Raw genomic sequence first — 20,175 nt, 5'->3', positions numbered from 1 at the left:
ACGCGGAGCGTCCGCAGATGCGTTCCCACGTGGAGCATGGGAACGCTCAAGAGTCTAACCTCGCCCCGGGCATTAGTTTAGAAAAATCTGAACTAAGTATTTGCCGACAGCGATTCTTCCCGCCCGCCACCTTTCGCAGAATCGCCACCAGATAACCAAAACAAATGATGAGGCTTACCCGTGGACAAGATTCTTCACCAACCACTGGGCGGTAACGAAATGCCGCGTTTCGGCGGCATCGCCACCATGATGCGCCTCCCCCACCTGCAATCGGCCGCCGGCCTCGACGCCGCCTTTATCGGCATCCCGCTGGACATCGGCACCTCGCTGCGCGCCGGGACCCGTTTCGGCCCGCGGGAAATCCGCGCCGAATCGGTGATGATCCGCCCGTACAACATGGCCACCGGCGCCGCGCCGTTCGACTCGCTGTCGGTCGCCGATATCGGTGACGTGGCGATCAACACCTTCAACCTGCTCGACGCCGTGCGCATCATCGAAGAAGCCTACGACGGCATTCTCGAACACGATGTGATCCCGCTGACCCTGGGTGGCGACCACACCATCACCCTGCCGATCCTACGGGCGATCCACAAGAAACACGGCAAGGTCGGCCTGGTGCACATCGACGCCCACGCCGATGTCAACGATCACATGTTCGGCGAGAAGATCGCCCACGGCACCACCTTCCGCCGCGCCGTGGAAGAAGGCCTGCTGGACTGCGACCGGGTGGTACAGATCGGTCTGCGCGCCCAGGGCTACACCGCCGAAGACTTCAACTGGAGCCGCAAGCAGGGCTTCCGCGTGGTCCAGGCCGAAGAGTGCTGGCACCAGTCCCTCGCGCCGCTGATGGCCGAAGTCCGGGAAAAGGTCGGCAACGGTCCGGTCTACCTGAGCTTCGATATCGACGGCATCGACCCGGCCTGGGCGCCCGGCACCGGCACCCCGGAAATCGGCGGCCTGACCACCATCCAGGCGATCGAGATCGTCCGTGGCTGCCAGGGCCTCGACCTGGTCGGCTGCGACCTGGTGGAAGTCTCGCCGCCCTACGACACCACCGGCAACACCTCGCTGCTGGGCGCCAACCTGCTCTACGAAATGCTCTGTGTACTTCCAGGCGTGGCCCACCGCTGAGGCAACCCCATGAACGACCGTGACCAGGTGCTCAAGGCCGCCGCCGAACTGGTGGCCGCCTTTGCCGCCAACGATCGCGAAGCTTACTTCGGCGCGTTCAGCGCCGATGCCAGCTTTGTCTTCTACACCCTCGAACAGCCGCTGCTGTCGCGCGATGCCTACCAGGCCTTGTGGGACCGCTGGCGTTCAGAGGATGGCTTCGAGGTGCTCTCATGCACCTCGAGCAACGCCTTCGTCAGCCTGCAGGGCGACGTGGCGATTTTCATCCATGACGTAGCCACCGAGCTGCGCATGCAAGGGGAGCTTCTCTTCAGCCAGGAGCGCGAGACCATTGTGTTTCGCAAACAACAGGAACAGGGCCCATGGCTGGCCTGCCACGAACATTTGTCTGCGCCACCCCAAGGACTGCCCTCCCCTTAGCCAACGTCGGTAGCCCCCGCGGAAGATGGGGGCGCCGCAGTGATCGGAGCGATCATGAATAAGAATAACAATGAAAAAAGTCTTAGCAGCATTGAAACAAACGGGGTCGAGCAGATTCCGGACCACGAACGCGACGCCCGGCCCAGCGACCTGTTTCGCCTGATCTTCGGTGGCGCCAATACCTTTGCCACCGCCGTACTCGGCAGCTTCCCGGTGCTGTTCGGCCTGTCCTTCCAGGCCGGTGTCTGGGCGATTGTGCTGGGGGTGATTCTCGGCGCGCTGATCCTGGCGCCCATGGGCCTGTTCGGGCCGATCAACGGCACCAACAACGCCGTGTCCTCCGGCGCGCATTTCGGTGTGCACGGACGGATCGTCGGCTCGTTCCTGTCCCTGCTGACCGCCATCGCGTTCTTCTCGCTCTCGGTGTGGAGCTCGGGTGACGCGCTGATCGGCGGCGCCAAGCGCCTGATCGATGTACCGGAAACCGACCTGACCCTGGGCCTGGCCTACGGCCTGTTCGCGATCCTGGTCCTGACGGTGTGCATCTACGGCTTCCGCTTCATGCTGTGGGTCAACCGCATCGCCGTGTGGGCCGCCAGCCTGTTGTTCCTGTTGGGCATCTTCGCCTTCGCACCGGCCTTCGACAGCCACTTCGCCGGCACCGTGGCCCTCGGCCAGGCGGGTTTCTGGGCAGCCTTCATCGGTGCCGCGCTGGTAGCCATGAGCAACCCGATCTCCTTCGGCGCGTTCCTCGGTGACTGGTCGCGCTACATCCCGCGGGAAACGCCGAAAGGTCGCATCATGCTGGCGGTGATCGCCGCACAGGTCGCCACCCTGATCCCGTTCCTGTTCGGTCTTGCCACCGCGACCATCGTGGCGATCAAGGCTCCCGACTACATCGCCGCGAACAACTATGTCGGCGGCCTGCTGGCCGTCTCGCCGAGCTGGTTCTTCCTGCCGGTGTGCCTGATCGCGGTGATCGGCGGCATGTCCACCGGCACCACCTCGCTGTATGGCACCGGGCTGGACATGTCCAGCGTGTTTCCGCGACTGCTGTCGCGGGTCAAGGCGACCCTGCTGATCGGCGTACTGTCGATCGCCTTCATCTTCATCGGGCGCTTCGCGGCCAACCTGGTGCAGAGCGTGTCGACCTTCGCCGTGCTGATCATCACCTGCACCACTCCCTGGATGGTGATCATGCTGATCGGCCTGCTGGTGCGTCGCGGCTACTACTGCCCGGACGACCTGCAGGTCTTCACCCGCGGCGAAACCGGCGGGCGCTACTGGTTCAGCCACGGCTGGAACTGGCGCGGCCTTGGCGCCTGGATCCCCAGCGCGCTGGTCGGCCTGTGCTTCGTCAACCTGCCGGGACAGTTCGTCGGTCCGCTGGGCAACCTGGCCGATGGCATCGACATCAGCCTGCCGATCACCCTCGGGCTGGCCTCGCTGATGTACCTGGCGCTGCTGAGCCTGTTCCCGGAAACGCCGGAGGTCTACGGACCGGATGATGCCCGCAGCCAAGGCCTGAACACAGGGGAGAAACCGGCCTTGCGCCAGCCGGCCTGAACTTGTGGGAGCCGGCTGGCCGGCGATGAGGACCCCGAGCCTTGCACCGTCTGTCTGGCCGCCATCGCCGGCCAGCCAGCTCCCACGACAACCAACGCACTCACACTACTTATTGTTCCATCATAAAAAAGATAATCGGAGACACGCCGTCATGGCCCTGGATTTACTGGTTGTACTCATTTATGCCGCTGGCATGCTCGTGCTCGGTTACTACGGCATGCGCAAGGCCAAGACCCACGAAGACTACCTGGTTGCCGGGCGCAACCTGGGCCCGACCCTGTACATGGGCACCATGGCCGCGACCGTGCTGGGCGGTGCCTCCACCGTCGGCACCGTGCGCCTGGGCTATGTCCACGGAATTTCCGGTTTCTGGCTCTGCGCGGCCCTGGGCTTCGGCATCATCGCGCTGAACCTGTTCCTCGCCAAGCCGCTGCTCAAGCTGAAGATCTTCACCGTCACCCAGGTGCTGGAAAAGCGCTACAACCCCATGGCCCGCCAGGCCAGCGCGGTGATCATGCTGGCCTACGCGCTGATGATCGGCGTGACCTCGATCCTCGCCATCGGCACCGTGCTGCAAGTGCTGTTTGGCCTGCCGTTCTGGCTCTCGGTGCTGCTCGGCGGCGGTGTCGTGGTGGTCTACTCGACCATCGGCGGCATGTGGTCGCTGACCCTGACCGATATCGTCCAGTTCATCATCAAGACCGTTGGCCTGATGTTCATCCTGCTGCCGATCTGCCTGTACCGCGTCGGCGGCTGGGACGAACTGGTGAGCAAGCTGCCGGCGGCGAGCTTCAGCTTCACCACCATCGGCTGGGACACCATCATCACCTACTTCCTGATCTACTTCTTCGGCATCCTGATCGGCCAGGACATCTGGCAACGGGTGTTCACCGCCAAGGACGAGAAAGTCGCGAAGTACGCCGGCAGCGTCGCCGGGATCTACTGCATCGCCTACGGCCTGGCCTGCGCCCTGATCGGCATGGCCGCCCATGTGCTGATCCCGGACCTGGACAACGTCAACAACGCCTTCGCCGCCATCGTCAAGCTGTCGCTGCCCGATGGGATCCGTGGCCTGGTGATCGCCGCGGCCCTGGCCGCCATGATGTCCACCGCCAGCGCCGGCCTGCTGGCCGCCTCCACCGTACTGACCGAAGACCTGTTGCCTAAACTGCGCGGCGGCAAGCAGTCGAGCCTGGCGGTCAACCGCCTGTTCACCTGCCTGACCGGGATCGTGGTGCTGGGTATCGCCCTGGTGGTCAGCGATGTGATCAGTGCACTGACCCTGGCCTATAACCTGCTGGTCGGCGGCATGCTGATCCCGCTGATCGGTGCCATTTTCTGGAAACGCGCCACCACCGCCGGCGCGATCACCAGCATGGCCCTGGGCTTCATCACCGCGCTGGTGTTCATGATCATCGACGGGCTCGACGCGAATACACCGATCTACTACAGCCTGGCTGTCGGCCTGGTCAGCTTCGTGGTGGTCAGCCTGCTGTCCCCTCGTCCGGCGACAGTGGCCAGCGCCATCTGACAATGCAGTTACTTCAGCGGGTGCGACGTCGGTTGTCGCATCCGTTTTTTTTCCCATGGCCGCCGCTTCGGCGCCGACCAATGGTCACCGACACTGAACAAACCTGTGCTGTACTGGCAATCAGCGACTGCCTTGGGGAAGGTATTCTGGAATCAGGTTCCGGATGAGTTCCAAGGTACAAGGATCGCTGGTGTCGTCCTTCCGACAGCCATCGCAATGCCCTGGGAAAGGGTCGAACAAGAAGAAAGTACTTTCCTGCGAGGCATTCATGAACAGGCTCGAGATTCATCAACAGATCTGCCATTCCATAGAACAGCAATTGTCGTTGAAATGGCCCCGGGATCCCTCCCTGGCGGCGGATGACAGTTACTCCCTCGATATCGCCGCGCTGTTCCAGCACCTTGAATGTCAGTTCAATGTGCGGCTGGACCTCAACCGTGACTTGAGGGGCATCAGCACCATCGGCGACCTCAGCCGGTTCATCTACGAAAAGACCCAGCCCTCGCACTGAACCGCGATTGCAGGGTCATTGCCCGGCAGGGTGACGCGCGCGCTCAAGGAAACCACCACGGCTGGAGGGCTTGAGTCGGTATGAAAGCGTTACCGGCGCGGCTGCCGACGGCGGCGTTCGTCGTCCGTGCGAATCGGCACGGGTTGCAGCGGTGGCTCGATCAGGCCGAGGGCGACACCGAGGTCATGGAGCCAGGTTTGCAGTTTGTCTTTCATATAGCCCCCTTCAGGGTAATGCGAGCGACATAGTTCTGTAGCCGCTTCACACAGATCATAGCTCTAAGTCCTACGCAATGCTTCCTTTCCACGGGGTTGATTGCGCCAAATCATGGCAAAAAGCTTCAGGCCGACGCACGGACAGTCACGATCCCGGCACTCAGCTGCGCCTTGCGTTCCTCTTCCATCTCGATCCAGGCCGTCAGGTTCGCGCCCTTCATGCCTTTGCGCCACATCAGCCAGGTAGTGGCGGTGTCGAACGGTGCGGCCATCGGGTGCACCGAGACATTCTCGCGCCCCGGCAGGCTGGCCAGCATCGAGCGGGACATCATCGCCACACCGGAACCGGCGGTCACGCAGGCCAGCATGCCCGGGTAGGACTCGATTTCGATGGCCCGCCCCATCGCCGCCTGATAATGCGCATACCAGGCCTCCAGGCGAACACGGTAGGAACAGCCGGGACGGAAGGTGAATACCGCCCGTCCCTCGATATCCCGTGCCGTGCGTATCGGCGGATGGTCGGCGGCGGCAATCATCACCAGCGATTCCTGGAACAATGCGATGCCCTCCAGCCCGGCCAGTTGCAGCGGGCCGTCGACCAGCGCGGCATCCAGGCGACCGCTGAGCACGCCCTCGAACAGCTCGGAACTGATGCTCGACTGCACCTGCAGGTTCACCGCGGGATAGGCGCGGTGATAACGCGACAGCAGCGGCGGCAGATGGATCGCCGCGGTGCTGTACATGGTCCCCAGCACAAAGTCCCCGCCCGGCTGGCCGCCCTGCACCGCCGCCTGGGCTTCGTCATGCAGCAGGAACAGCTTGGCGCAGTAGTCCAGCAGGACCTTGCCCGCCGGAGACAACTGCAAACGCTGGCGTTCGCGCAGGAACAACTCGACCCCGAGTTGCTCTTCGAGCTGCTTGAGCCGGGTCGACAGGTTCGACGGCACCCGATGCAAACGCTCGGCCGCCCGGGTGATGGAACCCTCCTCGGCCACGGCCTGAAAGATCCGCAGTTGACTGAACTCCATGATCTTCTCCAAAAACGAACAAGTTACTTAATATTATTCATTTTTAAAGAAAGTCAATCAGTCCTAGCCTGACGGTCAATCGTCCCTTCTCCAGGAATTGCCGCCATGTCGCCGCTGATTCGTTTAGTCGCCTGTTTCGTCGCCCTGATGATGGTCATGGGCATCGGCCGTTTTTCCCTGACGCCGCAGTTGCCGCACCTGATCAGCGAAGGCCAGATCGATCTGACCGCCGGTGGCCTGATCGCCGCCGCGAACTACCTGGGCTATCTGCTGGGTGCCGCGGATGCGATGTTTGCCCGGCGGCCGGAACAGATCCGCCAGCGCCTGCTCGGTGGCCTGTGGCTGTGCGTGCTGCTGACCCTGGCGTCGTTCTGGGCCCATGGTTTCTGGTCGCACCTGGCATTGCGCTTCGGCGCCGGGATCGCCAGTGCCTGGGTGGTGGTGATGATTACCAGCCTGAGCCAACCGCTGGCGGCCAGCAGCGGCCGGCATCGCCTGGGGGCGCTGGTGTTCGCCGGGCCCGGCCTGGGCATCGTGCTCACCGGCCTGCTGGCCATGGGCTCCAATCTGCTGGGGCAGACTTCATCCACCTTGTGGCTGGTGTATGCCATCGCCGGCCTGTTGCTGCTGCTGATGATCCTGCCGTTTCTCCCGCACTCGACGGCAACGCCCGCCACGGCGGTGCATATCGCCAATGCCTCGGCGGGCGGCAGCATCGGTCATCTGTGCCTGGTCTACTTCCTGTACGGGCTGGGCTACATCATCCCGGCGACCTTTCTTTCGCAGATGGCCAGCGCCCGTTTCCACGGCGAATGGCAGGCCGACCTGTTCTGGCCCTGCTTCGGCCTTGCCGCCGCCCTGGGGGTCCTGCTGGTCAGTCTGCGCCGGCACAATCCCCGGGTCACCCGTCACTGGCTGATGGCGACGCTGTGGCTGCAAGCCGCCGGTGTCTTCGCCTGCCTGTTGTCCAGCGGACTGGGACTGGTGCTGGGGGTGATTCTCTGCGGTGCGCCGTTCCTCGCCTGCATGCAACTGGTGATGCAGCGCTCGCGGGAACTGGCACCGCACACAACCCAGCGCAATGCCGGCCTGCTGACCGTCTGCTTCTCCGTCGGCCAGCTCAGTGGCCCGCTGCTGGCCGCCCTGAGCAGCCATTGGAGCGGCGGCCTGCAGCCGGCGCTGATGGTCGCTGGCAGCGGCCTGGTGATCGCCGGACTGGTTTCGCTGCGGCCGGTTACTGTCCCAGTGCCTTACGCAAACGACGGCGTATCCACTGCTCGGCACTGACCAGGGTGATTCCCAGCAGCACCAGCACCGCGCCGATGACAAAGTTGAAGCTCAAGGGGTCGCCGAGCAGGACGACCCCGAAGGTCACGCCGAACATCGGCGTCATGAAGGAAAATACCGCCAGGTTCGACGCCAGGTAGCGTTGCAGCAGCCAGAACCACACCAGGTAGCTGAAGAACGACACCACCAGGCCCTGGAACAGCACGCTGCCGACGGCAACGGCGGTGAGGCTGACATGACCGATCTGGCCGGAGACGGCGGCAATCGCCAGCAGCCCGACGAAACCGACGATCAACTGGTAGAACAGCGTCAGTGTCACTGGTGCTTCCGACAACCGTGACGCGCGCACCACCACGGTGGTCGCGCCCCAGGCGGCACCGGCCAGCACCCCCAGGGCATCGCCCAGGAGCATGTTGCTGTCCATGTCGGAGAACGATACCCCGCCGGCAAACGCGAAGACGATACCGACAAAGGCCAGGCCGATCCCCAGCCATTGCAAGGGCTTCAGGCGTTCGCTGGGCAACAGCCAGTTCACCCCCAGGGCGGTAAAGATCGGCGCGGTGTAGAGAAACACCGACATATGCGCGGCCGAGGTCCGTTGCAGGCCTTCGGAGATAAACAGGAATTCCAGGCCGAACAGCGCTCCCGCCAGCAGGCCGCCGCGCCACGTCGCACCGATATGGCTCCAGCCGCCCTTCCAGCACATCAGCAGGCCCACCAGCAGCGCCGAGATCCCGGAGCGCCCGGCCGCCTGCATGACCGGGGCGATATCCGCCGCGGCCCACTTGATCACCACTTGCTGGATGCCCCAGATCAGGCACAGCCCGAGCATCACCTGGATGGCAAAACGATCGGCGTTACGCCGCGAGGTGCTCATGGGCACCCCGGGCAAGAAAACAAAGACATGGCAGTTTCCGCAAAAGAGAAGGCAAGGCCCCCTGGCATACGTGTGCAAGGGTTGATAATCAGGTGAGCGAATCCTACAGGCAGTTTTTACCCATCGGTCAGAAAAAAACCGTGGAAAAAGACTCGAGGATATCCGGGAGCGTCGTCAAGTGCCGGGAAACGGATCAGGCCCCGGACCGCATCCGCCAGTACCCCACCAGGCTGACCAGGCAACTCACCAGAGTCCCCCAGGCCAGGTCCATGAGTGCCAACTGACCCGACCAGGCCTGCAATGTTGCCCAGTTGCTCAAATCGTAGGTCCCGTAGGCCACCAACCCCAGCAGGGCTCCGAGGCCCGCGGCGCGACGGCTGCTGCGCGAAGCCGCCGCCGGTAGCACGACCAACACCAGCATGCCCACGCCATACAGCAGGTAAAACAGGATCGCCGGCACCCAGCGCGGTTGCTCCAGCATCAGTGGACCGAGCAGGCTCCTGTAGGTGGAGCCCATCAGCACCCCGAGCCAGAGCCCGTCGAGCACGAGAAAGGCCAGCAGCATGGCCAGGTAGGCCAGCAAGGCTTTTCTCATGATCGAAGGCGCTCCCGGCATGGGATTCAGCTCAACTCGATGCGGTCGGCGTGAATAACGATCTGGCCCTGTTTGTACAGGGCGCCGATGGCCTTCTTGAAGTTGCCCTTGCTGACTCCGAACAGACCGCTGATCACGGTCGGATCGCTCTTGTCACTAACAGGCAGGACACCGTTGTTCTCGCGCAACCTGGCGAGGATCTTCGAGTTCAGGCTGCCGGCGGCTTCTTCGCCGACCGGTTGCAGGCTCAGGCTGATCTTGCCGTCGGCACGGATCTCCTTGATAAAGCCTTTTTCCTGTTTGCCGGCACGCAGGAACTTGAACACTTCGTTCTTGTGAATCAGGCCCCAGTGCTTGTTGTTGATAATGGCCTTGAAACCCATGTCGGTTGCTTCGGCCACCAGCAGGTCGACTTCCTCGCCAACCTTGTAGTTGGCCGGCGTCTTGTCCAGGTAACGATCCAGGCGCGCGGTGGCGGTGATGCGGCGGGTGTGCTTGTCGAGATAGACATGCACCACGCAGTACTCGCCGGCGCTCAACTGGCGCTTTTCCTCGGAATACGGCAGCAGCAGGTCCTTGGGCAGTCCCCAGTCGAGGAACACGCCGATGCTGTTGACTTCCTTGACTTTGAGACTGGCGAATTCACCGACCTGAACTTTCGGTGTTTCAGTGGTGGCAATTAACTTGTCAGCGCTGTCCAGATAAATGAAAACATTCAGCCAGTCTTCATCTTCACTGGGAATATCCTTGGGGATATAACGGTTGGGCAAAAGAATTTCGCCATCCTGCGCACCGTCCAGGTACAAACCGAAGTTAGTGTGCTTAACCACTTGCAAGCTGTTGTAACGCCCGACTAAAGCCATTTCCAATACCCTCATTGCGTGGGCGCCATTCTACCCGAGTTTGGCGGTGCTGTTTCATGGCCCTCGCCCACCCCGGGAAATTCCCCGGCAATCGCGGTTTTTCAAGGCCTGCGCGGCAGATCATGGCACCGCTCGTCAGGCCGCGACCCGAGCCGGACGGAAAAACCAGGCGCATCGGGAAAATCCGAGGGCCTAGGTTACGAATTAAAACAGCGGCTTAGGGGACAATAATGAGTTCAACTTGAAGATTGCGCGGATAATATCGCCGCGTATTTCAGGAGGATATTTACCAAGCTATTGTCAAGCTTTTCAGGTATGATGGTCGATCCAGTTAATATCTACAGGTTAATGGCCGCCATGCGCGTAAAAGCATCCAACAGCAAAGCAAAGCCAGCCCCAGCCGTTGAGACCAGCGACTCGATCAACGAGCAAATTGCTGCTTTCCTGAAATCCGGCGGCGAGATCCAGCAAATTGCCAAAGGCGTCAGCGGCCAGACTTTCGGCCCGTCGAAACAGATCACCCTCGGCAAGAAGTAAGTCACGCCTCGAAGCTTTTCCCCCTCGCGACACCTTGGCCGCTATGCGCTTTGATCCTCAAGGCGCTAGGGCTGAAGCGACCTCCCCCGACACTGATCGCATCTTTGTATTGAACCGCCAGGCCACAAGGCGTTCTATGGGAAAACGCCCTCGCAAGGATTCGCTCATGTCGCGTCGATCCCTTTTCCTGTTCTGCTGCCTGATACTGGGCCTGGCGCTGGCTGCCTGCACCCGGGTCGGCGTCGCCTATCGCAATCTGGATGTGATCATCCCCTGGACCCTCGGCGACTACGTGGACATGAACCGCGAGCAGAAGGGCTGGTTCAACGAACGCCTGAAGGAACACCTGCAATGGCATTGCACCACGCAATTGCCTGGCTATCTGGAGTGGCTCGACCGCTTGCAGCGCATGGTCGAAAACGGCCAGGTCAACGATAGCGAGCTGCAGGCACGAACCGTTGAGGCCAAGGCGGCGATTGCCCAGGTCGCCCGGGAAATCACGCCGTCAGCGGTCGAACTGCTCCAGGGCCTGGATGATCGGCAAGTCGCCGAGATGAACGATGCGTTCGCCAGGGAACAGCGCGAACGTCAGGCCGAGTATGTCGCCCTGCCCCTGGATGAACAGATGCGCCAGCGCGCGGAGCGGATGAGCAAGCGCCTGAAGGCCTGGCTCGGTCCGCTGAGCCTGGAGCAACAGCAACGGGTGATCGAGTGGTCAACCGAACTCGGCGAGCAGAACCGCCTGTGGATCGCCAACCGCGCGCACTGGCAGGCACAACTGAGCGCCGCGGTCGCCGCCCGGCAGAGCCCCGACTTTCCCCGGCGCATCGAGCAGCTGTTGCAACATCGGGACAGCCTGTGGACCGCCGAATACCGCCAGGCCTACGCACGCACCGAGCAGGCCGCCCGCAGCCTGCTGGTGGACCTGATGGCCGAGAGTACGCCCGCCCAGCGTAATCAGTTGCTGAAAAGAATCGCCGACCTGCGCCGCGACTTCAGCGAACTGAAGTGCCTGAAGGCGGCTTGAGACATGATCGCTCCCACGCGCCGCGCGGGAGCGATCAAAGTGCGATCAGGCAATCTGCGCCCTGGACGCCACTTCGTCGAACACCAGCGGGTCCAGTGCATCCGGCTGTTCATCCAGCACCTGGCGCGGATGGTCATTGCCGGGAATGCTGCTGTCGATCAGGCTGAGCAGGCTGGAGCCACGGGGCGTCAGGACAAAGTTCTCGCCATTGCCACCCTCTTCTTCCGGCCGCGACTCGATAAAGCCGTTCTTCAGCAACAGCCGCTCATAGTCCGCCGCCAGGGCTTTCAGGGTATCCAGGTTACCCGGATGCTCGCCTTCGGCGGCCTGGGTGGCGGCATGCTCCTCGGCATAGGCCCGTGGCGCGAAGCTTTGGCCCGCACCGTTTTGCACTTCGTGGAGCAGACGTTCGATCAGCTCCCAGTTATAAGTCGTCATCCTGATGCAACCTCCAACCGTTGAAAGGAAAAATCTCCCTTATCAGTAGTGACCGGCCGCAGCGGCCGCCGTTCAGCCCGATTGCACACCGACACCGACCGTTGGGCGGAACAACACCAATTGCCGCAAACGACACGGGGCAGCCTGCGCTGCCCCGTGATTCGTCGTCCTGGCCCCGCTAGAGGCTGTCGCTGGTGGAGAAACCACTTCCGGTGGACCGGGAGGAACTGAACGAGATGCTGGAACTGGATTTGCTCGACGAGCCCTCCGAACTGCTGCTCCAACTGAAACTCGCATGGGTACTGCTCGATGAACTGGAGACCACCTTGGCCGCCTTGCGCAAGCTGTCCACCTGATCCGCCACCTGCCCCATGGACAAGCCACCGCCCATGAAACCGACCATCAACGCTTGCAGATCGATCTTGTCGGAATACTCGTAGCGGGCACTGATATGTTCGCCCGACTGCAACTCGCGCTCCAGTTGCTTGGCGCGCTCATAGTCGCTGGTGGCGTCGCGGCACTTCATCTCCAGCAACGGTACGCGCAGTCGCAGCTCATCCAGCTCGGTGCGCAGATCGCGTATCCGCAGCACCAGCTCGTCATCTTCCAGGCCGGTGGTCTGCCCGGCCAGGCGCTCCAGGGTCACGTGGCTCATATCGGCCAGTTGCTGCGCCAGCAACTCGGAGGCCTTGACGAAATAGCTGTCCTGGCGAGTGACAAAGGGTTGCAGGCGCTCATGAATCGCGTTGGCCTGCGCCTTGCCCGCGTCCACGGCCTGTTGCGCCTGCTGCCGCCGTACCTGCATCGCCGACATATCGCTGCCGGAGACAACCGCATGACGCAGCCGCTCGACCTCGGCTTCATGGATGCCGCGATTGGCGTCACGCTGCCAGCTGGCCGCTTCATTGGCCTCCTGCATGGCCAGCAGCGTCCGCTCGGACGCCTGGTTCTCGGTGAAATTGCACAGGCGCGCCAGCCAGCGGTCCAGGCTGCGCCAGGGCGCCCGGCCAGAATAATGATCGGTGCCGAAGCCGCGGCCCTTGAGATAGAGGTAAAACGGATCTACCTGGAAGGCTGGCAGCTTGGCCCGGCATTCGGCCCGCAGTTCCTTGTAGGACGTGTCCGCCTCGGCACAGCGGGCGAGGGACTCATTCAGCAGGGCAGCCTGCTGCCGGTACAGCGGATCCTGCTCAAGCTGTTGTTCGAGACCTGCGGCCAGACCTTCGAGCTCATCGACAACACCTGCTACCGCCTGCACTTGCAGGGCAATCGCCGCTTCCGTCCGGGCCAGGCTCTGGCGCAACTCCGCCTCGGCCTGGGTGCGCTGCTCCAGCAGGCGCTGGACCTCGACGGACACGGTGGCACCACCGCTCAACTGATGACTGGCCAACTGCGGAAAGACGGTGCTCATCGTCTGTTGCAGGCGCAGCTCCTGCTCGTGGGCATTGGACAGTTCCAGCTGGAGCTTGCGCAGTTCGTATTCGTATCGCCGGGAGTTCTCACTCAGCGATGCCATCATGCTGCTCGCGTTCATTGCCACTCCAGGATGTAGTCAGCCTTGCCCTTGACGGGTCCCTTGAGGAACTTGAAGGACAGCGAGTTGGCCGCCTTCCTGCCCACCAGCCGATCATCGACATGACCGTCCTGTTCCTTGTCTTTGCGGACCGCCTGGTAGGTGGCCTGATTGACCCGCACGCCAAAAACCGCCGCATAACGCCGTTCGCCGCTCTCGACACTGGTGATCGGCACCGCAACCACGTTGCCGGCCGCATCCGTCGCCTCGGTCAGCAGGTACCAGGTCTTACTGCCGTTGGGATCATAGTTGCGTTCGACCAGCGATTTTTCACCGGCCCGGCTCACCACCTCCAGGGTCAATGGCGTCGCCGCCACGTCCCGCAGTTGCCCGGCGTCCGCCAACGCCTGCTCGGCGGCTGGCGCATCCAGCACCCTGATGGCCTGCTCGGCCCTGGCGAACAACGGCTGGAACTGCTCGCTGTCCGCGCTGTTCAAGCCCATCCCGCGCACGCTGTCGCGGGCATCCTGCAATTGCTTGAGCAACGGCCGGGTGGCGATCGCCTGGGCGGTCAGTGTATCCAGCTTCCCCGTCAGCGCCTGCAGGTCGGCGTTATCCTTGTCGAGAAGCTCGGTCACCGTGTTCTTGAGCTTGTATTCGGCATCGCGGGTCTCGTTGCTGAAATGCTCGGGTAACGCGGGCAGCTTCAGTGAACGGGACTTGTCCAGTGCCAACCGTGCCTGCTCAAGCAGCCGCTGCGCAGCCGGAGCGTTGGCCAGCAACGGGTCGGCTTTCAGCGTGGCGACACGTTTATCCAGTTGCTCAACCTGGCCGGCATGGCTCACGACCTGCTCGCGAGCCTTGTCCAGGCCCATCTGGGAGCCCTCGCGTGAGATCCTGCCGAAGAAATTCGAAACCGGATTGCCAATGACCAGCACGACCATGAACGCCGCCAGGACAAAAATCGTCGGTCGCAGCCAGCGATCACGGCCAATATAGACCCGCGCCAGCCGCCGGCTTACCGGACCGATCGTCGGCGCCTGATAGATCAGACGACTGGCGAAAAAGTTGCGGACACCTTCCTCGACCAGGGCATCGTCGACCTCCACTCCTTTCGAGCGGTAGAACTCGCGGATACGCTCGGCCACCTGCCGGCGATGGCCGGGAAGATCCAGGTGCTTCTGGATCTCGGCCTGGCTGTAGCGCAACTCGTCGACCAGGGCCATGGCCCCCATCTGGTCGGTGAGAGAGACGTTGCTCACCTCAGACTCCTTTTTGCAGGAGTGCGGTGAAGCGACGCTTGCTGTCCTCGGTGATCGACTCGATCTCGGCCGCCGCCGCTGAGGACTCCTTGCGCAGTTCCTGGATCAGGTTCAGGCTGCTGGCCTGGAACTCCACCACGGCATCGGCCAGGGCCTTGACCGAACTGGCTTTCAAGGTCCCGCCGTAACCGGCCTTGAGTGCCGCGTTCAACTGGTCGCCACCGACCCTGGCCTGGATTTCGAGGCTGGAGTTGATGCCGTCGTTCATCGCATTCAGGGTGCTGGTGACTTCCGCCAGCCCACCGGACGAGGTAAAGCCCGCCGCCAGGCCGGTCAGCACGATCTCGTTGGTGGCGAAGAAACTGACGGCACGCTGGTACAGCCGTTCCTTCACCGAGTGGTACTGGCTCAGGCGCGCGAACACCAGTTCCGCCGCGTTGTAGGCAGTCTTGAGCTGCTCGGCGATGTCGGTGATTATCTGAAAGCGCTTGTCCTCGTCCTGCAGGTCACGCAGGGCGACATCCCGGGCCAGCTCCAGCTTGACCCGCTCCGACGCCTCAATCTCGGCGGGCTCCAGGGCCGCACCGGCATCGGCGAGGGCCTTGCGCCCGGCGTCCATCTTCGCCTGGGCGATCTTCTGCACCTCGCTGGCGTCGACCTCGGCAGTCTTCATGGCCAGGCGATAATCCTGATAGGCCTCCAGGATCAGGGTTTCCAGGCGGATCTGCTCGTTCGCCGACTTGGCGACGTCCAGGTAGTTCTTGCGGATATCCTCGAACCGGTCCGGGATCGACCCCCGGCGCATGTTCATCCAGCCCAGGCGGATGCGCTCGGAAAATTGCAGCTTGCCATCGGCCATCCACTCCATCATCTGCTTGGCATCGGACTGGATCGAATCGAAGCTGGTGGCGATATCGGCGTAACGGGTACTGATGTCCATGCCCTGCAGCTTGTCGCGGACCGCGGCGTTGAACACCGTGGATTGTTGCAGGGTGGCGGCGATATTGGTGACACGGTTGGCGTCATACACCGACACCTTGTCCAGCAGCGCCAGCACCGGAGCGTTCTGGTCAGGGAAAGTGATGCCGATGGAGCGCAGCGCGGACATGGAGCGTTCGAGGTAGTTCATGAGCCTGTTCCCTATGCGGCGCCCTGAGGCAAGACGCCTTTATCCCTAGCCCTGACGAGCTGACGTGAGCGCGAAATGGTAACAGAGCACTGTAGGAAAAGTGCCTACCGAGCCAGTGGATTTTTATCAGAATGCCAGCACTGAAATCGCCACGCGGGCAACAGGCGGCAATAAAAAACCCGGACGGGGTCCGGGTTCTGCTGACAACGCGACGGCGGGTTATTCCGCGTCGGGAGCGGCCGGCTTGCGGCGCTTGAGCGGCGCCATGCCGTCCTTGCTGACCAGCGACAGGGCGTCGGTCTTCGGCCGGTTGGCGATCTTGCGCTTGGTCGGTGCCTTGGCCGACGACTTCTTCTTGTCGCCCTTGGCGTCGGTCTTTTTCTTCTTCACGCCCACGGCCTTGCCCGAAGCCTTGACCTTCTTCGGTCCGCTGTAGGTGCCTTTGACTTCCTTGATGGTGCGGCGCTCGAAGCTCTGCTTGAGGTAGCGCTCGATGCTCGACATCAGGTTCCAGTCACCGTGGCAGATCAGCGAGATCGCCAGGCCGTCGTTACCGGCACGCCCGGTGCGGCCGATGCGGTGGACATATTCGTCGCCGCTGCGCGGCATATCGAAGTTGATCACCAGGTCCAGGCCTTCCACATCCAGGCCACGGGCGGCGACGTCGGTGGCCACGAGGATCTTCACCCCGCCCTGCTTCAGGCGGTCGATGGCCAGCTTGCGGTCCTTCTGGTCCTTCTCGCCGTGCAGGACGAACGCCTTGTATTCCTGGGCGACCAGGCGACCGTAGATACGGTCGGCCATGGCCCGGGTGTTGGTGAAGACAATGGCCTTCTGGTAGGTCTCGTTGGCCAGCAACCAGTTGACGATCTGTTCTTTGTGCTGGTTGTGGTCGGCGGTGATGATCTGCTGGCGAGTGGTGTCGTTCAGCTGGCTGACCGCGTTGAGCTGCAGGTGCTCGGGGTTGTTCAGGACCTTGGCGATCATCTCGCGCAGGCCGGAACCGCCGGTGGTCGCGGAGAACAGCATGGTCTGCTGGCGGTTCGGGCATTCGTCCACCAGGCGCTGCACATCTTCGGCAAAGCCCATGTCGAGCATGCGGTCGGCTTCGTCGAGCACCAGCACTTCGACTTCCTTGAGGTCGAGGTTGCCGGCGTTCAGTTGCTCGATCATCCGCCCCGGGGTACCGATCAGGATATCCGGGACCTTGCGCAGCATGGCGGCCTGGACCTTGAAATCCTCGCCGCCGGTGATCAGGCCGGACTTGATGAAGGTGAACTGGGAGAAGCGCTCGACTTCCTTGAGGGTCTGCTGGGCCAGCTCGCGGGTCGGCAGCAGGATCAGGGTCTTGATGCTGACACGCACCTTGGCCGGGCCGATCAGGCGGTTGAGGATCGGCAGGACGAAGGCGGCGGTCTTGCCGCTGCCGGTTTGCGCCGTCACCCGCAGGTCACGCCCTTCGAGCGCGAGCGGAATGGCCGCTGCCTGCACGGGCGTTGGCTCGACAAATTTAAGCTCGGCCACGGCTTTGAGCAGGCGTTCGTGCAGGGCGAATTGGGAAAACACGGGTGCTACCTCGAAGAAATGCAAAATATTCAGCTGCATAGGGTAACGGTTTCGAGCGCCGAGGCCGAGTTTCTTTGCACTTTGAGCCACAAACAGTGACGTTTTTGTGAGCAGGTTTGTCTTCAACCGTCACATCCGCAGGCTTAAATGCTCTAATCGATTCGTTATTTCCTTCAGAAGATTCCTCTTTTCCCATGGATATGAAACAGCTCTGGCTCAATGCCCAGGACCTCTGGGGCGCCCTCGACCGACATCCCCTGCTGCACACCGGCCTGGGCCTGGTGTTCCTGCTGGTGGTGGCGCTGCTGCTCGGACGAGTGGCACGCTACCTGATCCTGCACGCGACCAAACTGCTCGGGCGCCAGCCGGCGATGCACTGGCTCAATGACCTGCACCAGAACAAGGTGTTCCATCGCCTGGCCCAGATGACGCCGTCGCTGGTGATCCAGTTCGGCCTGTACCTGGTGCCGGAACTGAGCAAGACCGCCCTGCTGTTCCTCGGCAACGCGGCGCTGGCCGTCACCCTGCTGTTCCTGGTCCTGGCCCTGAGCGCCCTGCTCAACGCCCTGCTGGATATCTATGCACGGACCGAACACGCGCGGACCCGCTCGATCAAGGGCTACGTGCAACTGGCGAAAATGGGGCTGTTCGTGCTCGGCGCCATCGTCATCGTCGCCACCCTGATCGACCGCTCGCCGCTGTTGCTGCTGTCGGGTCTTGGCGCCATGTCGGCGGTGATCCTGTTGGTCTACAAGGACACCCTGCTGTCGTTCGTCGCCAGCGTGCAACTGACCAGCAACGACATGCTGCGGGTCGGCGACTGGATCGAGATGCCCCAGGTCGGCGCCGACGGCGATGTGGTGGACATCACCCTGCACACGGTCAAGGTGCAGAATTTCGACAAGACCATCGTCTCGATCCCGACCTGGCGCTTGATGTCCGAATCCTTCCGCAACTGGCGCGGCATGCAGCAGTCCGGCGGACGGCGGATCAAGCGCAGCCTGTTCATCGATGCCAGCGGCGTGCGCTTTTTGCATGACGAGGAAGAACAGCGCCTGAGCCAGGTCCGCCTGCTGACCGACTACATCGGCCGCAAGCAGGCCGAGCTGAAAAGCTGGAACGAGGCCCAGGGCAATGTCGCGGCGATGTCGGCCAACCGCCGGCGCATGACCAACCTCGGCACCTTCCGCGCCTATGCCCTGGCCTACCTGAAAAGCCATCCGGAGATCCAGGCCAACATGACCTGCATGGTCCGCCAGATGCAGACCACGGCCCAGGGCGTGCCCCTGGAAATCTACTGCTTCACCCGCACCACCGCCTGGGCCGACTACGAACGGATCCAGGGCGATATCTTCGATTATCTGCTGGCGGTGCTGCCGGAGTTTGGCTTGAGCCTGTACCAGCAGCCGAGCGGCGGCGACTTGCGCTCAGGGATGTTGCCGGCCTTGCTGGGCGCCAGCCATATTCCAGGCCCGGAACACCGTGCCCTGTAGGAGCCGGCTTGCTGGCGATAGCGTTCCTTGCGCCGGCATCGCGACACTTATGGATGAGGGCTGACCGGTTCAACCCTCTCAAGCAGCCCGGCTCCCACAGGAATGCGGTCGGGCACATGCCTTGTGTGCATCGGAAAACTCGTGGCTTCCGACAATCCGGCGCCACGGTTATCCGCGATAAACGCCAGTACGGCGAACACCCAGCCGACTGATCCACACCGCCGCCAGAATCACCCCACCGCCCAGGAACAACCGCCCCAGGTCCTCATGCTGGTTCCAGATCAGCAGGTTGATCAGCAGCCCCACCGGCACATGCAGGTTGTTCATCACCGCCAGGGTGCCGCCGTTGACCAGGCAGGCGCCCTTGTTCCACCAGTACAGGCCCAGCGCGGTGCTGACCAGTCCGAGGAACACCAGCACAGCCCATTGCAGCGGTGCTTCCGGCAGGTAGTTGGCCTTGCCGAACAGCAGGAAGGCCGGCAACGCCACCGCCAGCGCACCCAGGTAGAAATAGCCGAAACGGCGGTAGTGCGGCAGGTCGCTGGGATGACGCGCCACCAGGTGTTTGTAGAGCACCTGGCCGGCGGCATAGGTGAAGTTGGCCAGTTGCAACAGCAAAAAGCCCATGAAGAAGTCCGGGTTGATCCGGTCATAGCGGATCACCGCCGCGCCGCCCACGGCCACCAGCGCCGCGACCAGGGCCCAGGGGTTGAAGCGCCGGTTCAGGGCATCTTCGATCAGGGTCACGTGCAAGGGCGTGAGGATGGTGAACAGCAACACCTCCGGCACCGTCAGCACGCGGAAGCTCAGGTACAGGCAGACGTAGGTCACGCCGAACTGCAAGGCGCCGATCAGCAGCATGCCGCGCATGAACGCCGGCTCTACCTGGCGCCAGCGGGTCAGCGGGATGAACACCAGGCCGGCCAGCAACACCCGCACCAGCACGGCGAAGTAGCTGTCGACGTGACCGGCGAGGTATTCGCCGATCAGGCTGAAGGAAAACGCCTGGATCAGCGTGACGAAAAGCAGATAACCCATGAATGCCTCACCCATGTTGTGCGGTATGCCGACATCCTGTGTGGGAGCGGGGGGGGGGGGGGAGAGGGGAAGGGGGGGGGTGACAAACTCCCGTGAAGACCCACCCCCACCAAGCAAAAAAAAACGAAACAGAAAAAGGGAAGAAAAA

General features: G+C 62.6%; 20 protein-coding genes. 9 read left to right on the top strand and 11 right to left on the bottom strand.

Going from position 1 to position 20,175, the window contains the following annotated elements:
* The first annotated feature begins 180 nt into the window (after positions 1 to 180).
* The 5 genes from speB (at position 181) to ACL9RJ_RS27225 (ending at position 5,159) form a co-directional block, all read left to right on the top strand.
* Positions 181 to 1,131 (top strand): agmatinase, encoded by a 951-nt coding sequence (gene speB, locus ACL9RJ_RS27245; protein WP_103032476.1) that lies wholly within the window; start codon positions 181 to 183, stop codon positions 1,129 to 1,131.
* A gap of 9 nt (positions 1,132 to 1,140) precedes the next feature.
* A complete protein-coding gene (locus ACL9RJ_RS27240; protein WP_017124504.1) occupies positions 1,141 to 1,551 on the top strand; it encodes a nuclear transport factor 2 family protein in 411 nt (136 codons plus the stop codon).
* A gap of 54 nt (positions 1,552 to 1,605) precedes the next feature.
* Positions 1,606 to 3,117: a purine-cytosine permease family protein gene (locus tag ACL9RJ_RS27235; RefSeq protein WP_422765854.1), complete on the top strand. Its 1,512-nt coding sequence runs from the start codon at positions 1,606 to 1,608 to the stop codon at positions 3,115 to 3,117.
* A 151-nt stretch (positions 3,118 to 3,268) separates the two neighbouring features.
* Positions 3,269 to 4,648 carry a sodium:solute symporter gene (locus tag ACL9RJ_RS27230; protein WP_017124506.1) on the top strand — a complete coding sequence of 460 codons (1,380 nt, stop codon included), beginning with the start codon at positions 3,269 to 3,271 and terminating at the stop codon, positions 4,646 to 4,648.
* Between the two features lie 268 nt (positions 4,649 to 4,916).
* Positions 4,917 to 5,159, top strand: a complete 243-nt coding sequence (locus ACL9RJ_RS27225; RefSeq protein WP_017124507.1) for an acyl carrier protein — start codon at positions 4,917 to 4,919, stop codon at positions 5,157 to 5,159.
* Positions 5,160 to 5,248: 89 nt separating this feature from the next.
* Here the strand turns inward: ACL9RJ_RS27225 and ACL9RJ_RS27220 are convergent, their stop codons facing one another.
* The gene (locus ACL9RJ_RS27220) at positions 5,249 to 5,374 is read right to left on the bottom strand and encodes a PA1414 family protein (RefSeq protein ID WP_017124508.1); all 126 of its coding nucleotides are present in this window, start codon (positions 5,372 to 5,374) and stop codon (positions 5,249 to 5,251) included.
* Between the two features lie 125 nt (positions 5,375 to 5,499).
* Positions 5,500 to 6,402, bottom strand: a complete 903-nt coding sequence (gene ptrR / locus ACL9RJ_RS27215) for a putrescine utilization regulator PtrR (RefSeq protein ID WP_042934666.1) — start codon at positions 6,400 to 6,402, stop codon at positions 5,500 to 5,502.
* Between the two features lie 105 nt (positions 6,403 to 6,507).
* Here ptrR and ACL9RJ_RS27210 point away from each other — a divergent pair, with 105 nt between their 5' ends.
* A complete protein-coding gene (locus tag ACL9RJ_RS27210) occupies positions 6,508 to 7,689 on the top strand; it encodes an MFS transporter (protein ID WP_017124510.1) in 1,182 nt (393 codons plus the stop codon).
* On the opposite strand, the gene ACL9RJ_RS27205 is transcribed toward ACL9RJ_RS27210, so the two are convergent.
* From ACL9RJ_RS27205 to ACL9RJ_RS27195, 3 genes are all read right to left on the bottom strand, one after another.
* Positions 7,637 to 8,566 (bottom strand): DMT family transporter, encoded by a 930-nt coding sequence (locus ACL9RJ_RS27205; RefSeq protein ID WP_017124511.1) that lies wholly within the window; start codon positions 8,564 to 8,566, stop codon positions 7,637 to 7,639. The genes ACL9RJ_RS27210 and ACL9RJ_RS27205 overlap by 53 nt on opposite strands.
* Positions 8,567 to 8,759: 193 nt before the next feature.
* Positions 8,760 to 9,164, bottom strand: coding sequence for a DUF2177 family protein (locus ACL9RJ_RS27200; RefSeq protein WP_377652638.1), 405 nt, complete (start codon positions 9,162 to 9,164; stop codon positions 8,760 to 8,762).
* 23 nt (positions 9,165 to 9,187) lie between these two features.
* Positions 9,188 to 10,024, bottom strand: a complete 837-nt coding sequence (locus ACL9RJ_RS27195) for a CvfB family protein (RefSeq protein ID WP_017124513.1) — start codon at positions 10,022 to 10,024, stop codon at positions 9,188 to 9,190.
* 348 nt (positions 10,025 to 10,372) lie between these two features.
* Between ACL9RJ_RS27195 and ACL9RJ_RS27190 the strand changes: the two genes are divergently transcribed.
* Positions 10,373 to 10,561, top strand: coding sequence for a hypothetical protein (locus tag ACL9RJ_RS27190; RefSeq protein ID WP_176987101.1), 189 nt, complete (start codon positions 10,373 to 10,375; stop codon positions 10,559 to 10,561).
* 166 nt (positions 10,562 to 10,727) lie between these two features.
* Complete coding sequence (locus ACL9RJ_RS27185; RefSeq protein WP_422765853.1) at positions 10,728 to 11,588, top strand: DUF6279 family lipoprotein; 861 nt, start codon at positions 10,728 to 10,730, stop codon at positions 11,586 to 11,588.
* 45 nt (positions 11,589 to 11,633) lie between these two features.
* Here ACL9RJ_RS27185 and ACL9RJ_RS27180 read toward each other — a convergent pair whose 3' ends face one another.
* The 5 genes from ACL9RJ_RS27180 to ACL9RJ_RS27160 form a co-directional block, all read right to left on the bottom strand.
* On the bottom strand, positions 11,634 to 12,026 hold the full coding sequence (locus tag ACL9RJ_RS27180; RefSeq protein WP_422765852.1) for a transcriptional regulator: 393 nt from the start codon (positions 12,024 to 12,026) through the stop codon (positions 11,634 to 11,636).
* A gap of 178 nt (positions 12,027 to 12,204) precedes the next feature.
* Positions 12,205 to 13,560 carry a hypothetical protein gene (locus ACL9RJ_RS27175; protein WP_422765851.1) on the bottom strand — a complete coding sequence of 452 codons (1,356 nt, stop codon included), beginning with the start codon at positions 13,558 to 13,560 and terminating at the stop codon, positions 12,205 to 12,207.
* Positions 13,557 to 14,801 (bottom strand): DUF6384 family protein, encoded by a 1,245-nt coding sequence (locus ACL9RJ_RS27170; protein ID WP_017124518.1) that lies wholly within the window; start codon positions 14,799 to 14,801, stop codon positions 13,557 to 13,559. Before ACL9RJ_RS27170 ends, ACL9RJ_RS27175 begins: the two co-directional genes overlap by 4 nt.
* Before the next feature lies 1 nt (position 14,802).
* Positions 14,803 to 15,930, bottom strand: coding sequence for a hypothetical protein (locus ACL9RJ_RS27165; RefSeq protein WP_017124519.1), 1,128 nt, complete (start codon positions 15,928 to 15,930; stop codon positions 14,803 to 14,805).
* Positions 15,931 to 16,149: 219 nt separating this feature from the next.
* Positions 16,150 to 17,496: a DEAD/DEAH box helicase gene (locus ACL9RJ_RS27160; RefSeq protein ID WP_042934668.1), complete on the bottom strand. Its 1,347-nt coding sequence runs from the start codon at positions 17,494 to 17,496 to the stop codon at positions 16,150 to 16,152.
* Between the two features lie 194 nt (positions 17,497 to 17,690).
* Here ACL9RJ_RS27160 and ACL9RJ_RS27155 point away from each other — a divergent pair, with 194 nt between their 5' ends.
* Positions 17,691 to 18,989 carry a mechanosensitive ion channel family protein gene (locus ACL9RJ_RS27155; RefSeq protein WP_103033110.1) on the top strand — a complete coding sequence of 433 codons (1,299 nt, stop codon included), beginning with the start codon at positions 17,691 to 17,693 and terminating at the stop codon, positions 18,987 to 18,989.
* Between the two features lie 168 nt (positions 18,990 to 19,157).
* On the opposite strand, the gene ACL9RJ_RS27150 is transcribed toward ACL9RJ_RS27155, so the two are convergent.
* The gene (locus ACL9RJ_RS27150) at positions 19,158 to 20,027 is read right to left on the bottom strand and encodes a carboxylate/amino acid/amine transporter (RefSeq protein ID WP_042934669.1); all 870 of its coding nucleotides are present in this window, start codon (positions 20,025 to 20,027) and stop codon (positions 19,158 to 19,160) included.
* Between the last annotated feature and the right edge of the window lie 148 nt (positions 20,028 to 20,175).

This window comes from Pseudomonas sp. Mn2068 (assembly GCF_049319725.1).
Taxonomy (GTDB): domain Bacteria; phylum Pseudomonadota; class Gammaproteobacteria; order Pseudomonadales; family Pseudomonadaceae; genus Aquipseudomonas; species Aquipseudomonas gingeri.
The sequence above is the reverse complement of the archived record's forward strand: the minus strand, read 5'-3'. Positions and strand labels throughout refer to the sequence as shown.